This is a genomic window from Bradyrhizobium sp. 62B, from assembly GCF_030272265.2.
In the GTDB taxonomy this organism is placed as follows: domain Bacteria; phylum Pseudomonadota; class Alphaproteobacteria; order Rhizobiales; family Xanthobacteraceae; genus Bradyrhizobium.
The window spans coordinates 392742-415146 of record NZ_CP092842.1; the positions used below are offsets into that span (position 1 = coordinate 392742).

The 22405-nt window shown below is 60.6% G+C and carries 20 protein-coding genes and 1 pseudogene; 6 read left to right on the forward strand and 15 right to left on the reverse strand.

Going from position 1 to position 22405, the window contains the following annotated elements:
• The first annotated feature begins 25 nt into the window (after nucleotides 1-25).
• Nucleotides 26-973: an AEC family transporter gene (locus tag ML401_RS36835; protein WP_285813333.1), complete on the forward strand. Its 948-nt coding sequence runs from the start codon at nucleotides 26-28 to the stop codon at nucleotides 971-973.
• Between the two features lie 75 nt (nucleotides 974-1048).
• Here ML401_RS36835 and ML401_RS36840 read toward each other — a convergent pair whose 3' ends face one another.
• The 11 genes and pseudogenes from ML401_RS36840 to ML401_RS36890 all read right to left on the reverse strand — a co-directional run.
• Nucleotides 1049-1858, reverse strand: a complete 810-nt coding sequence (locus ML401_RS36840) for an alpha/beta fold hydrolase (protein WP_285813334.1) — start codon at nucleotides 1856-1858, stop codon at nucleotides 1049-1051.
• Nucleotides 1859-1924: 66 nt separating this feature from the next.
• Nucleotides 1925-2299: a cupin domain-containing protein gene (locus ML401_RS36845; RefSeq protein WP_285813335.1), complete on the reverse strand. Its 375-nt coding sequence runs from the start codon at nucleotides 2297-2299 to the stop codon at nucleotides 1925-1927.
• A 21-nt stretch (nucleotides 2300-2320) separates the two neighbouring features.
• Nucleotides 2321-2947, reverse strand: a complete 627-nt coding sequence (locus tag ML401_RS36850; protein WP_285813377.1) for an RraA family protein — start codon at nucleotides 2945-2947, stop codon at nucleotides 2321-2323.
• 82 nt (nucleotides 2948-3029) lie between these two features.
• Nucleotides 3030-4286: an MFS transporter gene (locus tag ML401_RS36855; RefSeq protein ID WP_285813378.1), complete on the reverse strand. Its 1257-nt coding sequence runs from the start codon at nucleotides 4284-4286 to the stop codon at nucleotides 3030-3032.
• A gap of 156 nt (nucleotides 4287-4442) precedes the next feature.
• Entirely contained in the window at nucleotides 4443-4802 is a 360-nt protein-coding gene (locus ML401_RS36860; protein WP_285813336.1) for a DUF4286 family protein, read from the reverse strand.
• On the reverse strand, nucleotides 4802-6478 hold the full coding sequence (locus ML401_RS36865; RefSeq protein ID WP_285813337.1) for a hydantoinase B/oxoprolinase family protein: 1677 nt from the start codon (nucleotides 6476-6478) through the stop codon (nucleotides 4802-4804). Before ML401_RS36865 ends, ML401_RS36860 begins: the two co-directional genes overlap by 1 nt.
• The gene (locus ML401_RS36870; RefSeq protein WP_285813338.1) at nucleotides 6475-8538 is read right to left on the reverse strand and encodes a hydantoinase/oxoprolinase family protein; all 2064 of its coding nucleotides are present in this window, start codon (nucleotides 8536-8538) and stop codon (nucleotides 6475-6477) included. Before ML401_RS36870 ends, ML401_RS36865 begins: the two co-directional genes overlap by 4 nt.
• Nucleotides 8539-8594: 56 nt before the next feature.
• The gene (locus ML401_RS36875) at nucleotides 8595-9122 is read right to left on the reverse strand and encodes a HipA N-terminal domain-containing protein (RefSeq protein ID WP_376717459.1); all 528 of its coding nucleotides are present in this window, start codon (nucleotides 9120-9122) and stop codon (nucleotides 8595-8597) included.
• 214 nt (nucleotides 9123-9336) lie between these two features.
• On the reverse strand, nucleotides 9337-9468 hold the full coding sequence (locus ML401_RS36880; protein ID WP_285813339.1) for a helix-turn-helix domain-containing protein: 132 nt from the start codon (nucleotides 9466-9468) through the stop codon (nucleotides 9337-9339).
• Between the two features lie 860 nt (nucleotides 9469-10328).
• Complete coding sequence (locus ML401_RS36885; RefSeq protein WP_285813340.1) at nucleotides 10329-11126, reverse strand: LysR substrate-binding domain-containing protein; 798 nt, start codon at nucleotides 11124-11126, stop codon at nucleotides 10329-10331.
• Nucleotides 11127-11165: 39 nt separating this feature from the next.
• A pseudogene (locus ML401_RS36890) lies at nucleotides 11166-11288 on the reverse strand (LysR family transcriptional regulator); the annotation flags it as partial.
• A 548-nt stretch (nucleotides 11289-11836) separates the two neighbouring features.
• Here ML401_RS36890 and ML401_RS36895 point away from each other — a divergent pair.
• Nucleotides 11837-12631, forward strand: coding sequence for a GntR family transcriptional regulator (locus ML401_RS36895; protein ID WP_285813341.1), 795 nt, complete (start codon nucleotides 11837-11839; stop codon nucleotides 12629-12631).
• A gap of 32 nt (nucleotides 12632-12663) precedes the next feature.
• Here the strand turns inward: ML401_RS36895 and ML401_RS36900 are convergent, their stop codons facing one another.
• The 3 genes from ML401_RS36900 to ML401_RS36910 all read right to left on the reverse strand — a co-directional run bounded on the left by ML401_RS36900 (nucleotide 12664) and on the right by ML401_RS36910 (nucleotide 16721).
• Complete coding sequence (locus ML401_RS36900; protein ID WP_285813342.1) at nucleotides 12664-13632, reverse strand: tripartite tricarboxylate transporter substrate binding protein; 969 nt, start codon at nucleotides 13630-13632, stop codon at nucleotides 12664-12666.
• Between the two features lie 95 nt (nucleotides 13633-13727).
• Nucleotides 13728-15110, reverse strand: a complete 1383-nt coding sequence (locus ML401_RS36905) for an amidohydrolase family protein (RefSeq protein ID WP_285813343.1) — start codon at nucleotides 15108-15110, stop codon at nucleotides 13728-13730.
• Between the two features lie 135 nt (nucleotides 15111-15245).
• The gene (locus ML401_RS36910) at nucleotides 15246-16721 is read right to left on the reverse strand and encodes an aldehyde dehydrogenase (RefSeq protein WP_285813344.1); all 1476 of its coding nucleotides are present in this window, start codon (nucleotides 16719-16721) and stop codon (nucleotides 15246-15248) included.
• A 177-nt stretch (nucleotides 16722-16898) separates the two neighbouring features.
• On the opposite strand from ML401_RS36910, the gene ML401_RS36915 reads away from it, so the two are divergent.
• The 3 genes from ML401_RS36915 (at nucleotide 16899) to ML401_RS36925 (ending at nucleotide 19714) form a co-directional block, all read left to right on the forward strand.
• On the forward strand, nucleotides 16899-18122 hold the full coding sequence (locus ML401_RS36915) for a thiamine pyrophosphate-binding protein (RefSeq protein WP_285813345.1): 1224 nt from the start codon (nucleotides 16899-16901) through the stop codon (nucleotides 18120-18122).
• Between the two features lie 57 nt (nucleotides 18123-18179).
• Nucleotides 18180-18551, forward strand: a complete 372-nt coding sequence (locus ML401_RS36920; protein WP_285813346.1) for a thiamine pyrophosphate-dependent enzyme — start codon at nucleotides 18180-18182, stop codon at nucleotides 18549-18551.
• 77 nt (nucleotides 18552-18628) lie between these two features.
• The gene (locus ML401_RS36925) at nucleotides 18629-19714 is read left to right on the forward strand and encodes a TRAP transporter substrate-binding protein (RefSeq protein ID WP_285813347.1); all 1086 of its coding nucleotides are present in this window, start codon (nucleotides 18629-18631) and stop codon (nucleotides 19712-19714) included.
• A gap of 313 nt (nucleotides 19715-20027) precedes the next feature.
• Here the strand turns inward: ML401_RS36925 and ML401_RS36930 are convergent, their stop codons facing one another.
• Nucleotides 20028-20945, reverse strand: coding sequence for a LysR family transcriptional regulator (locus ML401_RS36930; protein WP_285813348.1), 918 nt, complete (start codon nucleotides 20943-20945; stop codon nucleotides 20028-20030).
• 213 nt (nucleotides 20946-21158) lie between these two features.
• On the opposite strand from ML401_RS36930, the gene ML401_RS36935 reads away from it, so the two are divergent.
• Nucleotides 21159-22388 carry an MFS transporter gene (locus ML401_RS36935; protein WP_376717456.1) on the forward strand — a complete coding sequence of 410 codons (1230 nt, stop codon included), beginning with the start codon at nucleotides 21159-21161 and terminating at the stop codon, nucleotides 22386-22388.
• Nucleotides 22389-22405: the final 17 nt, after the last annotated feature.

Below are 22405 nucleotides of genomic sequence, written 5' to 3' on the forward strand. Positions count from 1 at the left end.
AATTAGTCTGCTCGTCAACCCCGGCATGAATGTACTTGCGATCGTTGCTCCGACCTTTGGGCTCATTGCTGTGGGCTACGCGGCAGCTGTTAGCAGACTTGTTTCAGAAGGTGCGCAGAAGGGCATTTCCGAGTTCGCATTCTCGATTGCAATACCAGCGCTTCTCTTCCGGACCATCGTCATCTCGCAATTCCCTGCCATAAATCCTTTGCTGGCATGGGGGGCCTACTATGGCGCTGTCGCCCTCACCTGGATCGCTGCTCTCGCTCTGTCGGCACGCCTGCTCCGCGTGGCGCCCGCGGCCGGCGTTGTCGCAGCCACAAGCGCAGTCTATGGCAACATTGCGATGCTTGGTATTCCGCTCGCGCTCACGGCGTTCGGTCCGAAGGCAGCAGGGCCAATGGCGCTGATCCTTTCCATCAACACACCCTTGTTATGGCTCAGTGGAACGCTGCAGATCGCCTGGATCGAGCGGAAAGATGGTACCTCGACCTGGACGCTTGTGCTTCGCCTATTGTTCGATCTTTTGCGCAATCCCATCATAATCGCGATTGCAGTTGGTTTCTTTTGGCGAATGGTCGGAGCGGGGCTGAATCCCCTGATAGATCGGACTTGCGAGCAACTCGCTCAAGCCGGGTCTCCGGCAGCTCTGATCGCGCTGGGCATTGGTCTTGTGCGTTTCGAACTCCGCGGAGAAGCACTGAGCCTCGCGGTCATGTGCCTTCTCAAACTCATCATCATGCCTCTTTTTGCCTGGACGCTGGCTTTTCCCATTCTCCGTCTGCCGCCGTTGGTTGGCGACGTCATCGTTCTATTTGCGGCCATGCCGGCAGGGGCCAATGCTTACCTGTTCGCCACGCAGTACAAATTACTGGCGAACTCAACGTCTGCCGCGGTTGCCTTAGGCACACTTTTGTCGGCAGTGACGCTTCCTTTACTCATAGCATTCTTGCTGGCGGGTCCACTCGAATAGCAGCTTGCCCTCAATCGCCGAGGGCCTCATGGCGAGCACGGCCTCGATGAGCGCTTCAGCGATCGCCGGAAACCTCTAAACGCCGGCCAGGAAGTCCGCAATCTGCGTCCACATTGCTATCGGATTGGAATACATCGGAAAATGGCCGCACGCCGGGATCTCGGCTAGCCGTACGCCATTTGCGCGAAGCAGGCCCAGATAGGACAACGTCGCATTCTGTTCGCCGTACATGAACATCTTCGGGCAGCGAAGGCCGATGAACGTTTGCATCAACTTTCCAGTGTCCGACAGATCCACCATCGAGCGGAATATTCCAGGTACCGCAGCCGCCCTCACTTTGTGATGAAGATTGGAAGCGTAGAGGGCGCTGGCATAGGCTGGCATATGCCAGGTCCGGTCGATGAAATCGGCGAAGAACCGCTCCACATTCTGCTCCGGAAATTGCACGATCTGCCTGCTGAGGAAGCAATCTTCCGGCGCAATGTTTCCCTCGATATTGACGAAACTGAGCACATGCTGGGGATATTGGTGCGCGAACATCAGTGCCGTGAGTCCACCCATCGAGTGGCCAACGAGATGAAACCGGTCGAGCTTGAAGTGCTCGATCACGCGCCGCGCAGTCTTCAACAAGAAAGGAATTGAAATCGCTGATAGATCCGCGCAATGCGTCTCTCCGCAGCCCGGGGCATCGTACGCGAGAAACGGATACGCTGCGAGCGCTTCATGACGGACGATGTCAGCGTAGTCTTCCTTGGTAGATCCGAAGCCATGCAGGAAAACGATCGGCGCAGCTTTGCCGGTGCGATGAATCGCCGACACGCTCAATTCGACCCCTTCCACTTGTGACGGCAGCCGAACTAGGGCCAGTTCACGGTTTTCCTGCACGGCCTTCCCTCTGAAGCGGCGGCGGGTACGCTGGCTCTCGCTTCTCAGCAAGAGCCAGCAGTTGGCCTACGACTGTCCGAACCCGGACCCGGGTTTCTTGTACTCCGGCCGAGGCGGACTGAAGATATCGAGCACACGGGCGCCCTCCGGGCCAGCCCGCATGGTATGAGGGACGTTGCCGGGCGTACGCCAGAAGTCGCCCTTGCGCACAGGGATCTCCTCTCCGCCCTGAACCCTGATAGCAGAGCCTTCCAGCAGCACGCCCCACTGCTCCTCAGGATGATGATGGAGCACGCCTTCGGCGTGCGGTGCGAAGCTCACCACCGAGAGCATCGCCTGTTCGCCCGAAAAGATTCGGGTGGTGAGTCCGGGCGCCAGCTCGCGAAGCAAGCCGTCATCCGGCTTATCAAGATTGTGAAATTCCTTCTTCTGATCCGTCATGTCGTCCTCTAGTCTGGTTCACTACCGTCCGTAAGAGCCCTCGTACTGCCCCTCGCGAATTGCCTTCACGGTCTCCCCTTCCCGCGAGATCTGGGCACGAACAGCCTCGATCAGCGAGTCGGCAATCGCGAGTGGAAAGGATACAACGCCATCCTCGTCGCCAACGACGATATCTCCGGGCGCAATCACCGATCCGCCGATCGACACGGGCACATTGATGGAGCCTGGACCGCTCTTGTAGGGACCGCGGTGGATCACCGCGCGGGCAAAGCAAGGGAAATCCGACCCGCTGAAGGCCGCGACGTCTCGGATGGCGCCGTCGATCACATAGCCGGCAGCACCCCTCTGCTCTGCAATGCTCTTCATAATCTCTCCGACCAGCGCTCGCGTCTCGTCACCGCCTCCGTCCACGACGATGACATCGCCGGGACCGACCAGTTCAAGCGCCTTGTGAATCGCGAGATTGTCTCCGGGCCGCGTCCGCACGGTAAAGGCCGTCCCGACCATTCGTCCAGAACGATGGAACGGCCTCAAGCCAACAGCACCCGCCAACCGGTCGAGATTGTCGGATATTACCGAGGTCGGGGCATCTTTGAAGGCTTCAATGAGGGCGGACGGTGGCTTTGTCACGCTGGCAAGCGCGGTCATGACGTTCATGTTTCACATCCAGTCAATTCGGCAATCTGGCGCCGCACATCGCCGATGTGCGGCACCACATCTCGCAAGGTCGCTAATCGATCTCGCGACCGGCCTTCTCCGTTGCTGCCAACAAGGCAATGAGCGTGATAACGAGCGCGCCCGTCACGTAGAATGGAATCGCATACGTGTCGGGATACTCCCTCAACAAGGTCGCGAAGATCAGCGGCGCAAAACCTCCGCCGAGGACACCGGCGAAGGTATAGGCGAGCGAGGAGCCCGTGTATCGCACACGCGTTGGAAATTGCTCAGTCACGAAGGCGCCTTGCGGTCCGAACATTGCGGCTTGAAACACCATGCCGACTGAAACTGCGGCAATGATGATGCCCGGGGACTTTGTGTCGAACAACCCGAACAGAACGAAGCTGCCCAGGATCGAGGCCAAAGCACCGAGCCCGTAGACAGTACGTCGGCCAATCCGGTCCGAGAGCGCCGCAAGCAGCGGAACGGATACGGCATGCACGCCAGCGCCAATCAGAACAGCGGTCAGGGCCAATGTGCGGCTCAACCCAAGCTTCTGAGTGACATAAGTCAAAGTGAATACGGCAAGCAGCCCATACACCACGTCCGAACCGATTCGAACGCTACCGGCCACCAACAGGTTGCGCCAATGGTTCCTCAGCACCTCGGCAATCGGCGCCTTTGTGGTCGCATGGCCGGCCTGCAGTTGATGAAAATGAGGCGTCTCCTCCACGCTCCAGCGGATCCAGAACCCGAAGAACACCAGTACGGTGCTGGCCAGGAACGGAAGACGCCAGCCCCAGGACAGGAAATCAGCCTCATTCAGCAGCGTTGTCGTGATGGCGATGGCACCTGCCGCGAGAAGAGTACCGGCAGACGGCCCAACCTGTGTCCACGACGCATTGAGCCCACGATTCTGTGGCTTGCCATGCTCCACAGAAAGCAGGATGGCGCCAGCCCACTCGCCACCGAGCGCGATGCCTTGAACGGTCCTGAGACCAACGAGCAGCAGGGGCGCGGCGATTCCGATGCTCCCGTAGGTAGGCAGCAAGCCCATCGTCAGGGTCGCGATGCCCATCAAAGCGAGCGTGTAGACGAGGACGGCACGACGGCCGACCTTGTCGCCGAGACGACCGAAGATGATTCCGCCAATGGGACGCGAGACGTAACCTACAGCATAAGTCGAAAACGCTAGAATTGTACCGACAATCGGATCAAACGACGGAAAAAAGAGTTTATTGAAGATCAGCGCTGCCATCGAGTTGTAGATCACGAACTCGTACCATTCCAGCGACGTCCCCACCATGCTGGCGAGCGCAAGCCGCCGCATCTTTCCTGCCTTGCTCGGGCCGAAAGTGTCGAGCTGCGGCGTCAATGTCGTCTCTACGCTTGTCGTCATCCCTATCTCCTGCGGGTTATCATTTGATGTGGCCGTCATTGACACCCCGACAGCGTCATGACGTTTGATTAGTTGGCGCGCGCTCTTTTATGGGCTGGTGGATTGCCTTTCATAGACTGCGTGGTGCCTATTCTGCGTATGCGGCCGCACTTCACTTGCCCATCGGCCCGCCTCGACAGCCTTTGCCCATTCGGCGCTCTTCAGGACGTCCGGATGGTCGATCTCATAAATCGCCGTGTATATTGGCTCGGGCGCCGGCATATCCTTGATGCCGTTGGCAATGGCGAATGCGAAGGGAACGCCCTTGACGCGCGTAACGCTGCGAACCCCTGGTACTTTCAGGAGATGCGGGACGTGCTCCCCATCGTAGACCTCGTTGAAGAGATCTTCGTGCGCGGGATCGACGTCCATTGAAGCAATCAGGACAAAGCGGGACTGGATTGGCATCAAACGCTCCGTTGCGACTTCTGGGGAAGAGTGTATTCGAAACCGTAGTCACGCTTCGCCGCCTCGGGCGTTACGTAACCATCGAGCACGTCGTCGAGGATGGCCTCTCGGCTTCGACGTGTGACGTCGCCGAACCCGCCGCCGCCGGGTAGCGAGAGCGTCAAAACCGTATCGGGCGGCAACATGCGGCTCAGCTTGGGGCGGACCTCCTCGCCATTCGAACTGGCGATCGAACCGGTCGCGCCGGATTTACCATCATAGAGGCCCGGCGCGGGATAGTGACATCGATCGTACATGCCCGAGAAGAGATAGGGCTTCTCGGTTAGAACTTCGACTTCCATGGTCTGGCCTAAGCCACCACGATGTTCGCCGGCGCCGCCGGAATCAGGTCGAAGCGCTCTTTGCCGTACGACCAGAGGCGTCAAAGCCTCGATGATTTCCACGGGCACACCGGCGACACCGCTTGGATAGGAGGTCGCCGAGAGGCCATCGAGTCCCTTGAGGGCGCCAGTTCCGCCGGTCGAGAACCAAGTGTATGAGAAGAATTGATTGTCGCGCTTATCGAAGCCGCTGATATGCGTGTTCCAGAGGCTGTCGGCACCGGGTGCCATCACCTTATCCGGCAGGATACCCGATAACGCGCCCATGATGGCCGAAGGGAGGAAGTGACCGACCGTATGACGTCCGGCGACGGCAGCAGGATGCTGAGCGTTGAGGATCGACCCGACGGCGGCGATCGTGCGTATCGGCGTGAACGAACCGGCGTTATTGGGTACGTCCGGCGCAATTGCGCACTTTACGCCATAGGTGGTGTAAGCAACAGTATAGTTGAAACCGACGTTGATACCGAGATCAACCGTTGACGAAGAGCCTTCATAGTCGACGATGACTTCATCGTCCTTGATGGTGACCCTGGCATGAATCTCGATCGGCTTATCGAATCCGTCGATGGTGATCTTGAACGGATGCGAGCCGTTGGGCAGAGCCGCAATCGCGGCTCTCATCGCCCTCTCAGTGCGCGCGACGATGGCATCCGCCACGGCTTCGATATCTGCGAGATCGAACTCTTCAAGGAAGGACTTGAGCTGCTTTGCTCCGACTTCATTCGCGGTGATCTGGGCGTGAATGTCTCCAATCACTTCATCGGGGGTGCGTACGTTTGCAGCGATCAGTCGATATACGGCGTCAACCGGTTTCCCCTGCGAGTGCAGCTTCATGATCGGGATGAAGAGCCCCTCCTCATAGACAGAGCGAGCATCACATGACAGCCCCCGGCCACCGATGTCGAGTGCGTGGCAGCAATTCGCAAAGAGCGCCACGACCCGCCCATTGTGGAATACGGGCGTTGCAATCGTGATGTCGTGAAGCTGAGAGACCGTAATCCAAGGATCATTCGTGATGATGACGTCCCCGGGTTGCAGCGTATCCACCGGAAACGTCTTCAGGATGTGCTCCATGCCTGTCGCCATGGAATTGATGTGCCCCGGCGAGCCCGTGACCGATTGGGCCACCATCCGGCCGCGGCGATCGAACACGCACGCAGAAAGGTCTTCGGCGTCGCGGACGATGGACGTAAAGGACGAACGCATCAGGGCCGCGGCCTGCTCGTTCACGGCGGCAATGAGCCGCCCCCACATGATATCGAGCGTGATGGGGTCCAGTTCCTTGGCGCTCATCGGGCCACCTCGAGATCGACAATGAGATTACGGTTTTGATCGACGCTGATTTCGCCGGGTCCGTTGATAACAACGGTCGATTCACGTTCTTCGATGATGGCTGGCCCCTGCAGTCGATCACCGGCTCCAAGGCGGTAACGGTCGTAGACCGGCACGTCGATGAGACCCGCGTCAGGGACGTAGATCTTTCTGGAGCCCTTGAGTGGACCATCGGACTTCGACGTATTGACCGGCAGCTTGAAGTCAGGCTTGGGCCCCGATGCGACCACTCGCCATGACATCACGTCGATCGGTGTGTTGGGTACGGTATGTCCGTAGAGTTCGGTGTAGACCCGCTCGAACGAAGCGGTGATTTCCGCGATGCTGTCTGGCCCGAGTTTACCGGCGGGAATCGGCACACGGATGTCGAAGCCTTGCTTGCGGTAGCGCATATCGGCCCAGCGGCGGAACGAGACCTCTCGATCACCCATTGAATGAGCAAGACGGCTTCGCCCCTCCTCTTCCATTTCTTTGAGAGACCGATTGACTGCGCCCCAATCCAGTTGTTCCAGCCGTGCTGGGCTTGATCGCACAAAGTCAAATGCCAGTGGCGCGGTGAGGAAGCCGACGGCTGACATGACGCCCGCACCGAACGGATAGATGATCTTCGGCAACTTCAGGACGCGCGCGACGCCGTAGGCGTGAACCGGCCCCGCGCCACCGAACGCAAACATCGGAAACTGGGAAATGGTGCGCCCCCGCTCGATGGCGTGAATGCGCGCAGCAGAAGCCATTGCTTCGTTTGCCAGCTGATGGATTCCCCAGGCTGCGGCTATCGTGTCGAGATCAAGCGAGGCACCGACTTGGTCGTTAATGGCACGTTCTGCGGCGGTCTTGTCGAGCTTCATATCTCCGCCGAGGAAGAAGCCTGCATTGAGGTAACCGAGCAGCAGATCGGCGTCAGTGACCGTTGGTCGTTCCCCTCCCGCCCCGTAGCAGGCAGGTCCTGGCACGGATCCCGCGCTATGAGGCCCGACCTTGAGGCGGCCAAGTGCATCGATCTGCGCGATCGAACCGCCGCCCGTGCCGATCTCGATCATTTCGATGACGGGCACCTTGACCGGAAGGCCGCTGCCTTTCTTGAACTGATATTGCCGATCGACCTCGAATTCCGGGGCCAGCAGAGGCTCGCCATCGACGATGAGGCAGGCCTTGGCGGTGGTGCCGCCCATGTCAAAAGAGAGAACGTCTGAAATTCCGAGTGACTTGGCATAATGTGCCGCCGCCAACGCGCCGGCCGCAGGTCCCGACTCAACAAGGCGGATCGGCGCTTCGATGGCTTGGCTGGCGGTGAGCAGGCCGCCATTCGACTGCATGACGTAAAGACCGGCTGCATCGCTGAGCTCTTCGCGCGTGCGCGCTTCGAGCCGCGTCAGATATTTCTCGGCGATACTCTTGACGTAGACATTGCAGAGCGCCGTCGTCGAACGCTCGAATTCCCTGATTTCGGGGGAGATGTCGCTGGAGAGAGTTATCGCAACTCCGGGCAGCTTTTCCCGTAGGATACGGCCAACGACGCGCTCGTGATCAGGGCAAACGTAGGCGTTGATGAGACTGACGGCAACTGCTTCGATGCCAATTCTGCGCATCTCCTCGGCGATGCGCGTGATGTCGTCCTCGTCGGGCGCCTGGCGGATTGTTCCGTCGGACAGAATTCGCTCGGCAATCTCAAACCGGTGACGCCGGCGGGCGATCGGGGCGGGACGACGCAGCCGGAGATCATACATATCGTAGCGGTGCTCGCGGGCAATTTCGACGGCATCGCGAAATCCGCGCGTCGTAACGAGAGCGGTCAGAGCCCCCTTTCTCTCGATCAGCGCGTTGGTGAAAAGCGTTGTCCCATGCACAACATGGGAAACTTGGCCTGCATCACCATTGATGACCTGCTTAATTCCATTGATTACGCCATTGTCGGGCTGATCTGGAGTTGTCAGGACCTTGCCGAGCCGAAATAAGCCGGTCTCGTCGTCGACGAGGACGATATCTGTGAAAGTTCCCCCAATATCGGCGCCTAAACGCATCCGCTCCTCCAAATTCAGGATTTGGTAGGATTAGCGACTTTGCGGGGACAGCCGAATTACCGTTTGGGCAATCCAGCTTTAAGGGAGCAATAGTCCTCCGCCCCTGGCGGCTTAAGGATATGGGGGGTCGGGATTCGCCCCGATGGAATACCCCAGCGACTGTCTTGTAGCAGAAGAGCGGTTTTCGGCTGGGCGCCCGCAAGGCTGAATTGACCCGTATCGCGGGGCAGACGCCAGGCAGCGTGATCCTCGCGTAAGGCTTGAAGCCGGTTTGCTATTTCTGGCTCGTCAAGCCATTCGATCTTGTAGCCCGTTTTCAGAGTCTCCAGTCGATCGGGTGTGACGAACTGAACGCCGCCTGCGCAGTCCTCACCGACGTTCGAGATGAGAGCAAATACGTTGCGCGCTGATACCTGAAATTTCTTGGCCCAACGCTCGAGCACTTGCTCGTTGTCGGGAAGCAGCCCCCATAGGAAGGCGTGAATGGCGGCTGGACCATGCTCTTCGGCGGCAAGCGGCATCGAGAGTGACAGGGGATAGACCCCCTCCGCGTTACGCCATGCGTTGTCATAGATAAAGGTCAGCCGGCCGCGTGCACCACTACGGACGCGACCGACTCAAGGAGTGCAATGAGCTCGGCCATTATGGCTTGCCTTTCTTGGCTTTCGCCACAATGGCATCCAGATCGACGGCGGACTTCGGGGCGGCGTGGCCCGAGGAGAGATTGCTGTCTGCATCGAGCTTGATGCCGAGAGCATCAAGGACGCGAAGGATGAGCCCGAGTTCTGCGCGCGGGTGTCAATGCTCGACTTCGATGATCCATTGGCGACTGACACCAACCTGTTTGGCCAGCGTCGACTGATCGAGCTTGAGGCGCTTGCGCCGGTCGCGGATGACGGCGCCAAGATCGGCTGCGGTGCGTGTGAGCATGGAATATCCAAATGTCAGGATTCGCTTACATTACCATATGTCATCGTTCGCTAACATTTTGAAATGTCGCCGATCGACGACATCTACCGAACCAGGATCTAACCTTCTTAACGGCCTACAGCCGCTTAATCCGGCATTAACCAAGTAATGCCCGCTCCGCGACGACCAATTCCTTGCTGTCGTCATGACGCGGAGGTGACCGTAGATGTCGAGGGTCATCGCAATGGTCGGCCAAGCCGCTCCTGGACTACCTTCGAGTCCCATGCCCCTAATCTCCGCCGGCCACAGACCCGTTTGACGACGTGATCGCGGGTGGCGATCTCGACGTCCTTCACCGGATTAGGAAATACCAATCCGAGATCGGTCTTGGGACATTGCAGCTTTCATTCACGCAATGCATTGAACGCGATCGGCGGCAATGGGATGGATTGCTCACCCGAGCCTGATCGGGCGGCCGAGCTGATTGTATCGTCGGCGCGCTCACAACATGAATCTCGCGCTTGGTGAAGTCGACATCGACCCACCGCAGGCCCCGCAAGTCCGACGCGCGAAGGCCAGTGGTCTGGGAAATGGAGCCTTGGCTGGACTTGCTGCCGTTCACGGCTCGGCCGGAAACCGTGCTCGACGGTTTGGCGAAGGTCAACCTCATCAAACGCCCCATCTCGAGCGCGCAGAACACGTAGGCGGACTAAGCGATGACGCCCCTATGGTGAGGCCGACTGCGCTTAATACCATGAGGCCCTTCGGCTTCGGTACCATCGCCTCACTTCGAGTGTTGCGCACCAACTCGGCCGGCCTTACGAGCTAAGTGAACACTATCGAGCTATATGGGCACGCGCTTCTGGCCTTTGGCAATTTAGCTACGTCTTTGCCTTGCGGCGGGCGTTGGCACGATGCCGGATCTCGACGAAACCATTCGGCTCCTTTTCGGAAACGATCTGGCGTAGGATTTCCAGCAGCATGTCGATCACCTCGGATGCCACTCGCGTTGGCGGACGATCGGCAAGGTAAATGAGATCCAGATCGCTTCTGATTTCGGGGCTGACAATAGGGCTGGCGCTCAAGACCCCAGTCTCGAGCTCGTATTTGACAGCGCCGAAGGGCAGGACAGCGGGAGCAAGGCCCTGTCGCACGAGGTCCTTCAGAAGGGTAACGGAGTCGATCTCCAGCACCGTGGATACGGACAGATTGAGGCCAGCGGCGCCCGTATCCAGCAAACTTCGGATCGGATTTTGAGCCGATGGAAGCAGCAGAGCATGTTCAAGGAGGCTCGCAAGGCCGACCGGATCGCCAGCGAACATCCCTGGGGGCCCGATGGCGAACAGCCGCTCGACGGCAAGGCACTCACTGACGAGGCGAGGGCTATCGGGCTGAAGGCCATTGACCAATGCAACATCAATCGAGCCCGTCAGCACCCAGTTTTGCAAATAAGCGCTATATCCTTCAAGTAAGCGCGGACGAACGCGAGGCAGACGTTCGCGACAGGCCCTGATGAGCTCCGCTCCCGCCATGGCGATAACCGACGGCGTGGCTCCGATAATCACGTCGCCGGTCAGGTGTTTACCTTCGGCCATCACCTCCTGACGGACAAGCTCCACGTCGCGCAGGATTTGGGATGCGCTTCGGTGCAGCATGAGGCCTGCTTCCGTCATCTGCATACCTCTCCCGTCTCGGTCGAACAGCGGCGTTCGCAGTTCGTCCTCGAGAGCACTGATTGACCGGCTGATGGCAGGGCCCGCTACGCCAAGGTGAGCCGAAGCGCGGGCGATGCTTTTCAGATCCGCGACGAAAACGAAGTATCGTAGCTGACGTAGGTCCATGGCTTATGAACGGGCAAATTGAGACGCCATGGCAAATGCCGTTCGGCTTGTGCGGAAGGGATCGCGACTGCGCTTCAACCAACCGTCAAACTGAGCTTGCCGCATGAATTTTTGACCCTCACAATGTCTAGCCCCGCACCGTATGCGAGCCTGGCAGAGCACACCAGTGGCCGTTGGTTTCTTAGTGCCCGTTCCTCCCGGCGAGCTTGGGCATACGCATTCCTACGGCCGCGGCTGCCGAGCTCATCAGCATCTTAGGTAAAAATCGGTCTGCGAGGATTGAAGGGCGCTTTGCAAAGAGGATCGCCGGAACCGCGAAATTGGGCTGCAGTCCGCCGCCCCCCTTTTGAGTTGGCGCCTTGCGGGCAAGGACGGCGTTGCCCTGTCCAGCCGAAGCGACCCCGGCTAGCTCTCGTTCGTAAGTGGGACATTCGGGGTGTCAGCCTGACCGTCTCAAACCTGAGCAAGCAAAAATCGCCGCTAGGCAGCAGGTTAATCAACTAGTATTGTATGATGCCAATTACTGAATTAGTACAAGGAACTACTGGGTGAAGGCCTCAAAAGTCCAGCGCGTGCCGACCACGGCCGCACCGCTTCGGCAACAGGTCGCAAGCAATCTGCGCACCGCCATCATCGATGGCCGTTTTCAACCTGGCGAGCGGTTGAAGGAAGGCGAGCTGTGTGCATGGACCGGCGTTAGTAGGACGGCCGTCCGTGAAGCCCTGCGGCAACTTGAGGCCGAAGGCATCGTCGACAACATCCCCAATCAAGGACCCGTGGTGGCGCGCGTATCGCCCGACGAGGCGCGGCAACACTATGAAGTCAGGGGTATGCTGGAAGGGCTAACGGCAAGGACCGCTGCCGAGAGGATCTCTGAGGGCGAGATCAAGGACTTGCATCGTCTCAAACGAGATTTGGACCGCGCCTTCAAGTCAGGCAGCGTCGCCAAGGTGCTCGAATGCAAGAATCAGCTCGACGAATTCCTGATGAGCGTTTCAGTCAACAACGTGGTCAAGGGCTTCGTGAGCGTCATTCGCGCACGTCTCAGCTATCTCCGTCCCATTGTTCTGTCGCAGCCCGAACGCCTGAAGGAAAACGCTGTCGAGGTCCATGCGATCATCGACGCGATCATCGCACGGAAGCCGCAGGCGGCGTGGCAGGCCGCCGTCAATCACGTCAACATGGGCGCGAGAGCGACCCTCAAGGTGCTGGAGCAGCTTGAGGCGGCGGCGGCTCATCAAGCGGCGTTGGAGGCCGAGGCCGCGCTTCGGGCGAGACGGCCGCGAGGACGACCGCGTCGTGACGCGGAGCCGAACAATCCGGTTGGACGGGTGATGGTGTAGTGATCGGCCAAATCCTCGGTAAACCGAGCCGCCTATCCGCCTTCTCTTAGGCCATTGTCGCGGACCACCTGGCCCCAGGTCTGCGCCTGCTCAGTGTAGAACTTGCGCATGTAGTCAGGGTCACTGGCAACGATCGTCAGTCCCAAAGCCTTGATCTTGTCTGCGACAGTCTCCTCTTTCATCACCGCGCTGATCTCGGCGTGAAAACGCTCGATCATGGGCTTTGGCGTTTTTCCCGGCGCGTAAAGGGCCCACCACGGGGTTGCGGTCAGATCGGGAAAACCGCTTTCGACGAGTGTCGGCACGTCGGGCCGCGTCGGATGCCTTGTCGCTCCGGTCTGCGCCAAGGGACGCAGCATCTTGGCCTCGATTTGGCTGTTGAGCACCGCGCTTGATGCGATGATCATGTCGACATGCCCGGCGATCGCGTCGTTGACGGCGGGAGCGCCGCCCTTATAGGCCACATGCGCCCACTGCCCGCCTGAGCGTTTAGCGAGGCGCAACATGGTCAGATGCCCAAGGCTTGCCGTGCCGGCCGAGGCGTAGGTGAAACGGCCCGCTTTTGCTTTCGAAGCTGCGATCAGTTCAGCCAGGGTCTGATACGGGCGTGACGGCTGGCACGCGATGATGTTCGGCGCCGTTCCCAACAGCATCACCGGTTCGAGATCGGTCTCCGAGTCGAACGGCAGGTTCGGCTGCATGACTGGGTTGGTTGCGTGCGTGTCGAACACGAACAGCCAGGTGCGGCCGTCCGGCGGCGACTTTGCCACCGCCGCGGTGCCGATGCTGCCGGCCGCACCTGGGCGGTTCTCGATTATGATCGTCGTTCCCATTCGCTGCTGCAAACCCGGCTGAACCAGACGGGCGATGGCGTCCAGCGTTCCGCCAGCGGGGAACGGCACGATCAACTTCATCTGGCCCGCGGGCCATTCCTGCGCCCTGGCAGTAAGGGGCACGGCGAGTGCACCGGCGATCACGGCGCGTCGAGTCAGCTTTCCCATGTGTTTCTCCTGAGCGTTTGACTGGGCGGGCATGCCGGCAGACTCCGTCCCTGCCGGGCTACGACGGCGCAAGAGCGCACCGTCGCTGCCACCATTCATCGTTGCGCAAACGTCGCAATCGGCCCCGCGACGGGCTTTCCGCGATGCCAGACCGCCGAGATTTTGTGGGCGTTGGTGATGTCGTTCGAGGGATCGGCGTCGAGCACGATGAGATCGGCGAGCTTGCCGACCTGCAGCAGCCCGCGGTCGTCCAGCCTCAGCAGCTTCGCCGCACCGCTGGTCGCGATGGTCAGCGCCTGCATCGGCGTGAGGCCGGCTTCGACCATGAGATCGAGCTCGCGATGTTCGGCAACGCCGGGGAAGCGCAGACCGACGCCGGAATCGGATCCGAACCCGATTGCGATGCCGGCCTTGTAAAGCGTCATCAGATTCTTCTGGTTCATCGCCAGTGCTTTGCGGGCGCGTTCGGAGCCGGGGGCGTCGTGAACCTTTTGCTGCCATGCCGGATCCTCCAGTTGCGTCTTCACCGCGGGATCGAGGGCCCGGTTCACGAAGGGATCAGCCGACACCTTCGGCTTGTCGGCGAAGATGAAATTGGAATCGTCGAGTGCCAGGGTCGGAACGTACCAGGCAGCATTCTTCTTCATGAGCGCGATGGTCGGCGCATCGACTTCCTTGTCTCGAATACCGTGGGCCAGAATGTCCGCGCCGGCCTTCAGCGCCGCCTGGGCATCTTCGAGGTCGTTGATGTGGAAGGCTACGCGAAGCTTGTTCTTGTGAGCCTCGTCGACCGCGGCGGTGTAGACCTCCGGCTTGACCTTCACGGGCAGCAGCTTGCCGAAATCGTCGAGCCAGATCTTGATCAGATCGGTCTTGCGTCCGGCCATCTCCCGGATCGCGTCGCGCGCGGCGTCCGGCGTGTCCGGGCGATAGATCTGGCTCGGGCCGACCGGCACGATCGCCACCGGCGGCGCGCCCATTGCGACGCCGATGCCGCGGTCTGCGCCGAAGATGTCCGCCCCCGGCGCCTTGCCGGCATGCAGGTCCGCGCGCAGCTCGTAGAATTCGGGTGCGTTCAGCCCCAGCGACGTGATCGTGGTGACGCCGTAGGCTTCCCACTGCCGAAGCTGGGACAGGATGTAATCGCGATTGTAATTGTCCGGGCTTGCCTTGAGGCCCCTGACGATGCCGACGTGGGAATGATCCGAGATCATGCCGGGCATGATGGTCTTGCCCTTGAGGTCGACCACCTCGGCGCCGGACGGCAGCTTGACCGCCGAGGCCGTCCCGACGGACGCGATGCGTCCGTCGCGAATGACGAGGACGGAATCGGCGAGCGGCTTCCCGCCCGATCCATCGATCAAGGTGGCGCCTTTCAGGACGACCGCCTTGGAGACGTCCTTCATTTGCGCCTGCCCCGGCATATCAGACAGACACAGGCCTGCTATGGCCAAGGCGACGACCGACGTTGCTCTCATGCGGAGCTCCTCCCTGTTTCCTCGTTTTGATCTCGGGGTTGGCCCGCGATCGTCTTTAAGTAATATACTACTATATTACGATCAGTTGGCAATTGATCCCGGAGGGGCGCCCCGGGATCAGGCCGCGCCGGTCGGCTATCGCAGGACGAACGGATAGGGCTCGTCGCCGCTGCTCATCCAGACGGTCTTGGTCTGCATGTATTCGTTGATCGCCTCGATGCCGTTCTCGCGACCGAGGCCGCTGCGCTTGTAGCCGCCGAACGGCGCCATGTAGCTCACCATGCGGTAGGTGTTGACCCAGACCATGCCGGCCTTCAGCCGGTCGGCCATCACGTGGGCGCGCTTCATGTTCTGCGTCCAGACGCCGGCGGCCAGACCAAAGAGGATGTCGTTGCCGATCTCGACGGCTTCCTCCTCGTCGCGGAACGGAATCACGGAGAGAATCGGGCCGAACACCTCCTCCTGCGCGATGCGCATGCTGTTCTTGACGCCGGTGAAGACGGTGGGCTCGACGAAGAGGCCCTTGCCGCATTCCGGCCGGCGGGCCCTCTCGCCGCCAAGCGCCAGATGCGCGCCGTCCTTCTTGCCGATCTCCATGTAGGCGAGCACCTTGTCGAACTGCGGCAGGTTGGCGACGGGCCCGACCTGGGTCTCGTTCTGCATGGGGTCGCCCATCTTGATCGTTGCCGCCGCCTTCAGCAGCTTCTCGACGAAGGCGTCATGCACCGATTCCTGCACCAGCATCCGCGATCCGGCGATGCAGGCCTGCCCCACCGCCGCGAAAATGCCAGCGATCGCGCCGTTTACGGCATTGTCGAGATTGGCGTCGTCAAACACGATGTTGGGAGACTTGCCGCCGAGCTCGAGGCTGACGCGCTTCAGGCCACGCGCAGCACCTTCGTAGATCTTCTGGCCGGTGGCATCGGAGCCGGTGAAGGCGATTTTGGCGACCTGAGGATGCTCGACCAGCGCCGGCCCGACCTCGTTTCCGAAGCCGGTGACGACGTTGATGACACCCGGCGGGAAGCCAGCCTCCTCGACCAGCGCCATCATCTCGAGCAGCGATGCGGAGGTGAATTCCGACGGCTTGAGCACCACGGTATTGCCCGCAGCCAGCGCCGGAGCGAGCTTCCAGGCGACCAGCATCAACGGCGAATTCCAGGGGATGATGCCGACGACGACGCCGACCGGCTCGTGTTTGGTGTAGGTGAACATGTTGGGCTTGTCGATCGGGATCACCGAGCCCTGAATCTTGTCCGCGAGGCCGCCGAAGTAATAGTACCATTGCGGAATGTAGTTGAGCTGCCCGCGCATCTCGCTGATCAGCTTGCCGTTGTCCCTCACCTCGATTTCGGCGAGCCGCTCCGCATTCGCCGCGATCAGATCACCCAGCTTGCGCATCAGCGCGCCGCGCTGCGTGGCATTCATCTTGGGCCACGGCCCCACATTCATCGCGCGATGCGCCGCCTGGACAGCGCGCGCCGCATCCTCGGCATTGCCCCGCGGAATCAGCGCCCAGGGCTCTGCGGTGTAGGGGTTCATGGTCTCGAACCACTCGCCCGAGGCCGGATCCTCCCACTTTCCACCGATATACATCTGGTACTTCTTCACGGAACGCCTCCCTGCAGCATAAATATCTCACCGAATAATATCGTATTATTGATTTTTCGGTGAGGTCAAGCTGCGACATGGCCTCAAAGGGGCAGGTTTGACAAAACGCATATTACGATAATACGGTATGACATAATTTATTGGCGGTTAGACGAACCCGCGCGTGGGAGGACTAGAATGACGAACAACGTGGCCGCCGACATCGCCGCTGCGCTCAAGCATGCAGGTGTCGAGAACTTCTTCCTCCTCACCGGCGGCGACCAGCCGTTATGGATCGCGCTTCGCGATGCCGGAATTCGAATGGTGGTCGCACGCAGCGAGGCCAGCGCGGTCTACATGGCGGACGGTTATGCCCGCGCGAGCGGCCGCGTCGCGCCGGCCTATGGGCAGGCCGGGCCCGGCGCCGCCAACGTCGCGGCCGCGCTGGCAGATGCCGTCTGGGCCCAATCGCCGGTATTCGCGCTGACAGGCGCGACCGCGACGCAAGCCCTGCACATGAACGAGTATCAGGACCTCGACCAGCATGTCATTTTCCAGCCCGTCACGAAGTGGAACGGAGCCGTCGCCGCTCCTGAGATGACGGGGAGTCTCGTCTCGCAGGCGCTTCACATCGCGGCGACACCGACGAAGAATTTCTTCGCGCTGCCCGGCGACCCCCAAACCGCGAACCGGCTAGGACGTTCCTACTCAAATGCCGGAAGCAAGGTGCGCCCGCTCGGCATCGAGCTTGCTACGGCCCTCGACCTCCTCAAGCGCGCGGAGCGCCCGGTTCTGTTTGTCGGCGAGGGCGTGCGGCTCGCCGGAGCGTGGGCCGAACTGGCACTGCTGTCGGACCTTGCGGGCATCCCGATCGTCGCCACGGCTGGCGGCAAGCCGGCCATTCTGACGTCACACCCGAACTTCTGCGGCATCGTCGGACGCTATTCCTCGGTGAGCGCCAACAAGCTCGTGGCAGAGGCCGATTGCGCCCTCGCCCTCGGGACCAGATTGGGCGGACTGGCAACCAACGGCTACACTTTGCCGAGCCGCAAGGCGACCGTGATCCAGATCGACCACGACCCCGCCGCCCTCATCAACACCTACGCGCCGCGCCTCGGTGTCCGCGCTGACATCAAGGTCTTTCTCACCGACCTGCTCGATCTCGTGAAAGGGCAGAACCTGCGGACGTCGTCCGCTTGGCTGGAGCGCTGCCGCGGCGACGCTGCCAGATGGACTGCGGGTCACCGCGAGCACCTCAATGCGGCAGCCGGTAACGCAGCCCTCTCCCCGCTTTCGGTGCTCGACGAGCTCTCCCGCTATGGCAGCGAGATCACGCTGGTCGCGGACACAGGTTACATGGCCGCCTGGACCGGCGTGCTGTTCCCGACGCTGCGTTACGACGCCTTCTTCCGCGCAGTCTGATCGCTCGGCTGGGCGCTCCCCGCCTCCCTCGGCGTCCAGATCGCGCGATCGGAGAAGGTGGTATGCATCACCGGCGACGGCGGCGCCGGCTATCACCTGGCTGATATCGAGACGGCGGTTCGCTACAGGCTGCCGGTCGTGATCATCGTCATGAACAACAGCGCGCTCGCCTTCGAATATCACGAACAAAAATATCGCTGGAAGGGAAATGTGGTTGCGGAAGCGAACGATTTCGGACACGTCGACTTCGCGGCGGCCGGGATCGCGCTCGGTGCAAGGGGCGCACGCGTGACCAATCGCGAAGAATTTGCGGCAGCCGTGGCGGTCGCAATGAAGGCATCCGATCCGTTCGTGATCGACGTCGTCATCGACAAGGAAGCCTTTCCGCCCGTCACCAATTTCGATGCCGTGATGGAACGGAAGCTCTAGATTTGGGGGCGGACGCCGCGTGCGTCCGCCCCCGCCTGCCAACGATACAACAAGCATCAACAACCGGGATGGAAACCATGAAGACACGTCGAGCCATTGTTGGAGCCGCTGCCGGCGGTCTGCTGCCGCTGACCATGCCTTCTGTCGTCCGGGCGCAGGCGGCCACGGTCCGCTGGCGACTGGCGTCCAGCTATCCCAACACCCTCGACACGATCCATGGCATCGCTGTTCGGCTCGCAAGGAACGTCGCGGAGATGACGGATGGCGGCTTCCAGATTCAGGTGTTTGGCCCCGGCGAAATCGTGCCCGGCCTGCAGGTGCTCGATGCCGTGCAGAGCGAAACGGTCGAGATAGGACACACAGCATCGATCTATTACAGCGGAAAGAACAAGGCGTTCGCGATCGACACCGGGCTGCCGTTCGGAATGACGCCGCGCCAGCATCTGTCCTGGATATATCGGGGCGGCGGGCTCGAACTGTTTAGGGAGTTCTTCAAGGCCTATGGCGTCGTCAACTTTCCGGGCGGCAGCACGGGCGTGCAGATGGGCGGCTGGTTTCGCCGCGAGGTCAGTACGCTCAATGATCTGAAGGGCCTCAAGATGCGCATCCCCGGCATTGCGGGCGACGTGGTCGCACGCCTCGGCGTCGTGCCTCAGAACATTGCCGGCGGCGACACCTATGCTGCACTAGAAAGAGGCACGATTGACGCGGTCGAATGGGTCGGCCCCTACGATGACGAGAAGCTCGGCTTCAACAAAGTCGCCAAATATTACTATTACCCGGGCTGGTGGGATTGCACGGGCCAACTGGCTTTCTATGTCGGCGCGAAGGCTTGGTCGGCGCTGCCGCCGCACTACCAGCGCGCATTTGAAGTGGCGGCCGCGGAAGCGTCGTGGGACATGCTGTCGCATTACGATGCCAGCAACATGGCGCCGCTGCGCCGGTTGATCGCAAATGGCGTCGAGCTCCGGCTGTTCTCCCGCGAGATCATGGAGGGCGGCTATCGCGCAGCTTTCGCGCTCTACGCCGAAGAGGCGGAAAAGAACCCCGACTTCCGCAAGATTTACGGTGAATGGCGCAAGTTCCGCGAGGACATCGTTACCTGGTTCAGGGTGGCAGAGGCGAGCTTCGAGTCCAGCCTCTACAATCTGTACAAGACCTGAGCGACCGCGATACTCGTCGCGGGATCGCCAAACTTGTTTCAGACAACGCTATCGCGAAGCACTTGGGAGGGCTATTGGAGTGCCGCGTTGCGGAAGACCGTTTCTCCCATGGACGTTGCCCTCGGAGCGAGGAGCGCACGATCGGAGGCTAGCAGAACGCCACATCACTCGCGGGCTTATGAATCGTCACTGCCCTTTCCTCGTTGACCCACGGCGTGGTCTAGCCCCTCATCTTCGCTGATGCCTTCGAACGCAGACGATGTGAGCCTGCTTTTGTGCCCTCACTTCGCACCGGGGGTCTTCTGCAAGCCAATCACGCACCCTTCGCATAAGACTCCAATCGCTTTGCGAGGATGGATAGTAGAGCGTCCCGAAGGGGGTCGCGGGAACCGCGCAACCAGGCTGCAGCCAGCGGCAACCTTCCGACGGCCCCGACGCGTTTCAGTTTGAGTGGAACAAAGCGAACCCCCGCGACCGCCAAACGAGACGTCCAACGCGGAACGACGGCGATACCCAGTCCGGCCGCGACCATGTTCACGATTGTCTGTTTCTCCTCCGCGAGCTGGGCGATCCGGGGTGTCCGGCGGGCCTGCTCAAACAGCTTCATAGTCAAGTCGTGACTGTGGGGTCGCGAGCGTCGGTCGGGAACAATCATCGGCTGATCGGCAATGTCCGCAAGCGCGAGCCATTTCCGGCGCGCGAGCGCGTGCCTCTGGGGCAGCGCGACCACTGCAGTTTCCATCAGCAGATGTTCACATTCGAGCCTGCGATCCATCTTCTCTGGAGGCCGAACAAAGGCAAGATCAATCGCGCCCGAAAGGAGCTTGGGAAGCAGCCTGACAGTTTTTTCCTCCTGGAGAAGAACGGAGACATCGGGATATGTTGCGCGAAAGTCTCGCAATAAGGGCGGCATAAGCCCGGCTGCGGCACTGTCTATGGCGCCGACCTTGAGCTGCCTGGCGCCGGCAGAACGCGACCGGTTGCGCAAATTTGTCTCCACGGCCGCGACCCTCGATAGAATGGCGCGAGCCTCGCGAAGGAGCAGCGCGCCATCCTCGGTCAATGCGACCGCGCGCGTGGTCCTAGCAAACAAGCGCGTGCCCAAATCCTCCTCGAGGAGCCTGATGTGACGGCCGAAGGCGGAAGGCAGCATCTGCAGCTGTTGTGCCGCGCGGCCGAAATGCAGCTGCTCGGCAGCCGCGACGAAGCATCTCAGCTGATGCAGCTCCATGGGCAGGTCCTTTGACGAATCTCCCATTATACCATTTTTTTGTACAAACGGGAGCGTATTGAGTGGTCCTGTCCACTCCTCCTACGCTGACCGCACATAAGCGGATGGTTGCCCGGTGGGCGCCTGCCGAATAAATGAGGAGGCTCCAAGGTGGTGAATGATCTTCCGACACGCACAATCCGTCGAGTGGCTTTCAGGATCGTGCCGTTTGTGATGCTGCTCTATTTCGTCGCGTTCATCGACCGAGTGAACATCGGTTTTGCCGCACTGACGATGAACAAGGATCTCGGCTTCTCGTCATCGGTATACGGGTTTGGAGCCGGCATCTTCTTCTGGGGCTATTTCCTCTTTGAGGTTCCCTCCAACATCATTTTGGACAAAGTCGGCGCCCGGCTGTGGATTGCCCGAGTCATGATCACTTGGGGCCTGATCTCCGGTGCAATGGCATTCGTTCAGGGACAGACGAGCTTCTACATTCTCCGCTTCTTGCTTGGTGCGGCCGAAGCTGGGTTCTTCCCGGGGATCATCCTCTATCTGTCATACTGGTTTCCAGCGCGACAGCGCGCCGCCATCACCGCCCTTTTCATGGCGGCGGCACCTCTGTCGACGGTACTCGGGTCCCCTGTCTCGGCGGCACTTCTGGAGATGCACGGCTTGTTCGGCCTCAAGGGATGGCAATGGCTCTTTCTCGTTGAGGCGCTACCTGCTGTGCTGCTCGGATTTGTCGTACTCGGGTTCCTGACGGATCGACCGGAACAGGCGAAGTGGCTCGGGGATGACGAGCGGCAATGGCTGGTCCAGACTATGAACGCTGAGCGGGCGGGCAAGGCGGCCTCCGCAAGCCACAGCGTCTGGCGGGGCCTGACAGATCCACGCGTATTGGCTTTGTCGCTGGTGTATTTCGGCACGTCTGCCGGCCTGTACACACTCGGCGTGTGGGCTCCGCAGATCATCAAGAGCTTCGGTCTGTCCAATATGGCCGTCGGGTCCCTTAATGCGATTCCGCCAACGATCGCTGTCGTGGGCATGTATTTGTGGTCGAGGCACTCGGACCGCACCAACGAGCGCACCTGGCACGTCGTGATCGCCTGCCTCGTGGCATCAGCGGGGCTCGCCCTAGCAGGGATGTCGACTGGCGTAGCCTCGGTGGTTGCGGCCCTGGTTCTTGTCAATGTCGGGATAAGCGCCGCCAAGCCGCCGCTTTGGAGCATGCCCACGCTGTTCTTGGCGGGTCCAGCCGCAGCGAGCGGCATTGCTACAATCAACTCTATCGGCAATCTCGGCGGTTTCGTCGGCCCCGCCATGATCGGCTGGATTAAGGATCTCACTGGCAGCTTTGAGGGAGGGCTCTATTTCGTTTGCGCACTCTTGTTGTTGTCAGCCGCGCTGACCTTGCTGCTCTCGCGTTCAATCGGCCGGAGCCAAGCCGCTGTGGCGCATTAATCACACGAACGAGGAAA

Coding starts and splice junctions, on each gene's coding strand:
- ML401_RS36835 (WP_285813333.1), top strand. CDS start 26: ATGAATGTACTTGCGATCGTTGCTCCGACCTTTGGGCTCATTGCTGTG.
- ML401_RS36845 (WP_285813335.1), bottom strand. CDS start 2,299: ATGACGGATCAGAAGAAGGAATTTCACAATCTTGATAAGCCGGATGAC.
- ML401_RS36850 (WP_285813377.1), bottom strand. CDS start 2,947: ATGACCGCGCTTGCCAGCGTGACAAAGCCACCGTCCGCCCTCATTGAA.
- ML401_RS36855 (WP_285813378.1), bottom strand. CDS start 4,286: ATGCGGCGGCTTGCGCTCGCCAGCATGGTGGGGACGTCGCTGGAATGG.
- ML401_RS36860 (WP_285813336.1), bottom strand. CDS start 4,802: ATGCCAATCCAGTCCCGCTTTGTCCTGATTGCTTCAATGGACGTCGAT.
- ML401_RS36865 (WP_285813337.1), bottom strand. CDS start 6,478: ATGAGCGCCAAGGAACTGGACCCCATCACGCTCGATATCATGTGGGGG.
- ML401_RS36870 (WP_285813338.1), bottom strand. CDS start 8,538: ATGCGTTTAGGCGCCGATATTGGGGGAACTTTCACAGATATCGTCCTC.
- ML401_RS36880 (WP_285813339.1), bottom strand. CDS start 9,468: ATGCTCACACGCACCGCAGCCGATCTTGGCGCCGTCATCCGCGACCGG.
- ML401_RS36885 (WP_285813340.1), bottom strand. CDS start 11,126: ATGCAGATGACGGAAGCAGGCCTCATGCTGCACCGAAGCGCATCCCAA.
- ML401_RS36900 (WP_285813342.1), bottom strand. CDS start 13,632: ATGGGAAAGCTGACTCGACGCGCCGTGATCGCCGGTGCACTCGCCGTG.
- ML401_RS36905 (WP_285813343.1), bottom strand. CDS start 15,110: ATGAGAGCAACGTCGGTCGTCGCCTTGGCCATAGCAGGCCTGTGTCTG.
- ML401_RS36915 (WP_285813345.1), top strand. CDS start 16,899: ATGACGAACAACGTGGCCGCCGACATCGCCGCTGCGCTCAAGCATGCA.
- ML401_RS36925 (WP_285813347.1), top strand. CDS start 18,629: ATGAAGACACGTCGAGCCATTGTTGGAGCCGCTGCCGGCGGTCTGCTG.
- ML401_RS36930 (WP_285813348.1), bottom strand. CDS start 20,945: ATGGAGCTGCATCAGCTGAGATGCTTCGTCGCGGCTGCCGAGCAGCTG.
- ML401_RS36935 (WP_376717456.1), top strand. CDS start 21,159: ATGCTGCTCTATTTCGTCGCGTTCATCGACCGAGTGAACATCGGTTTT.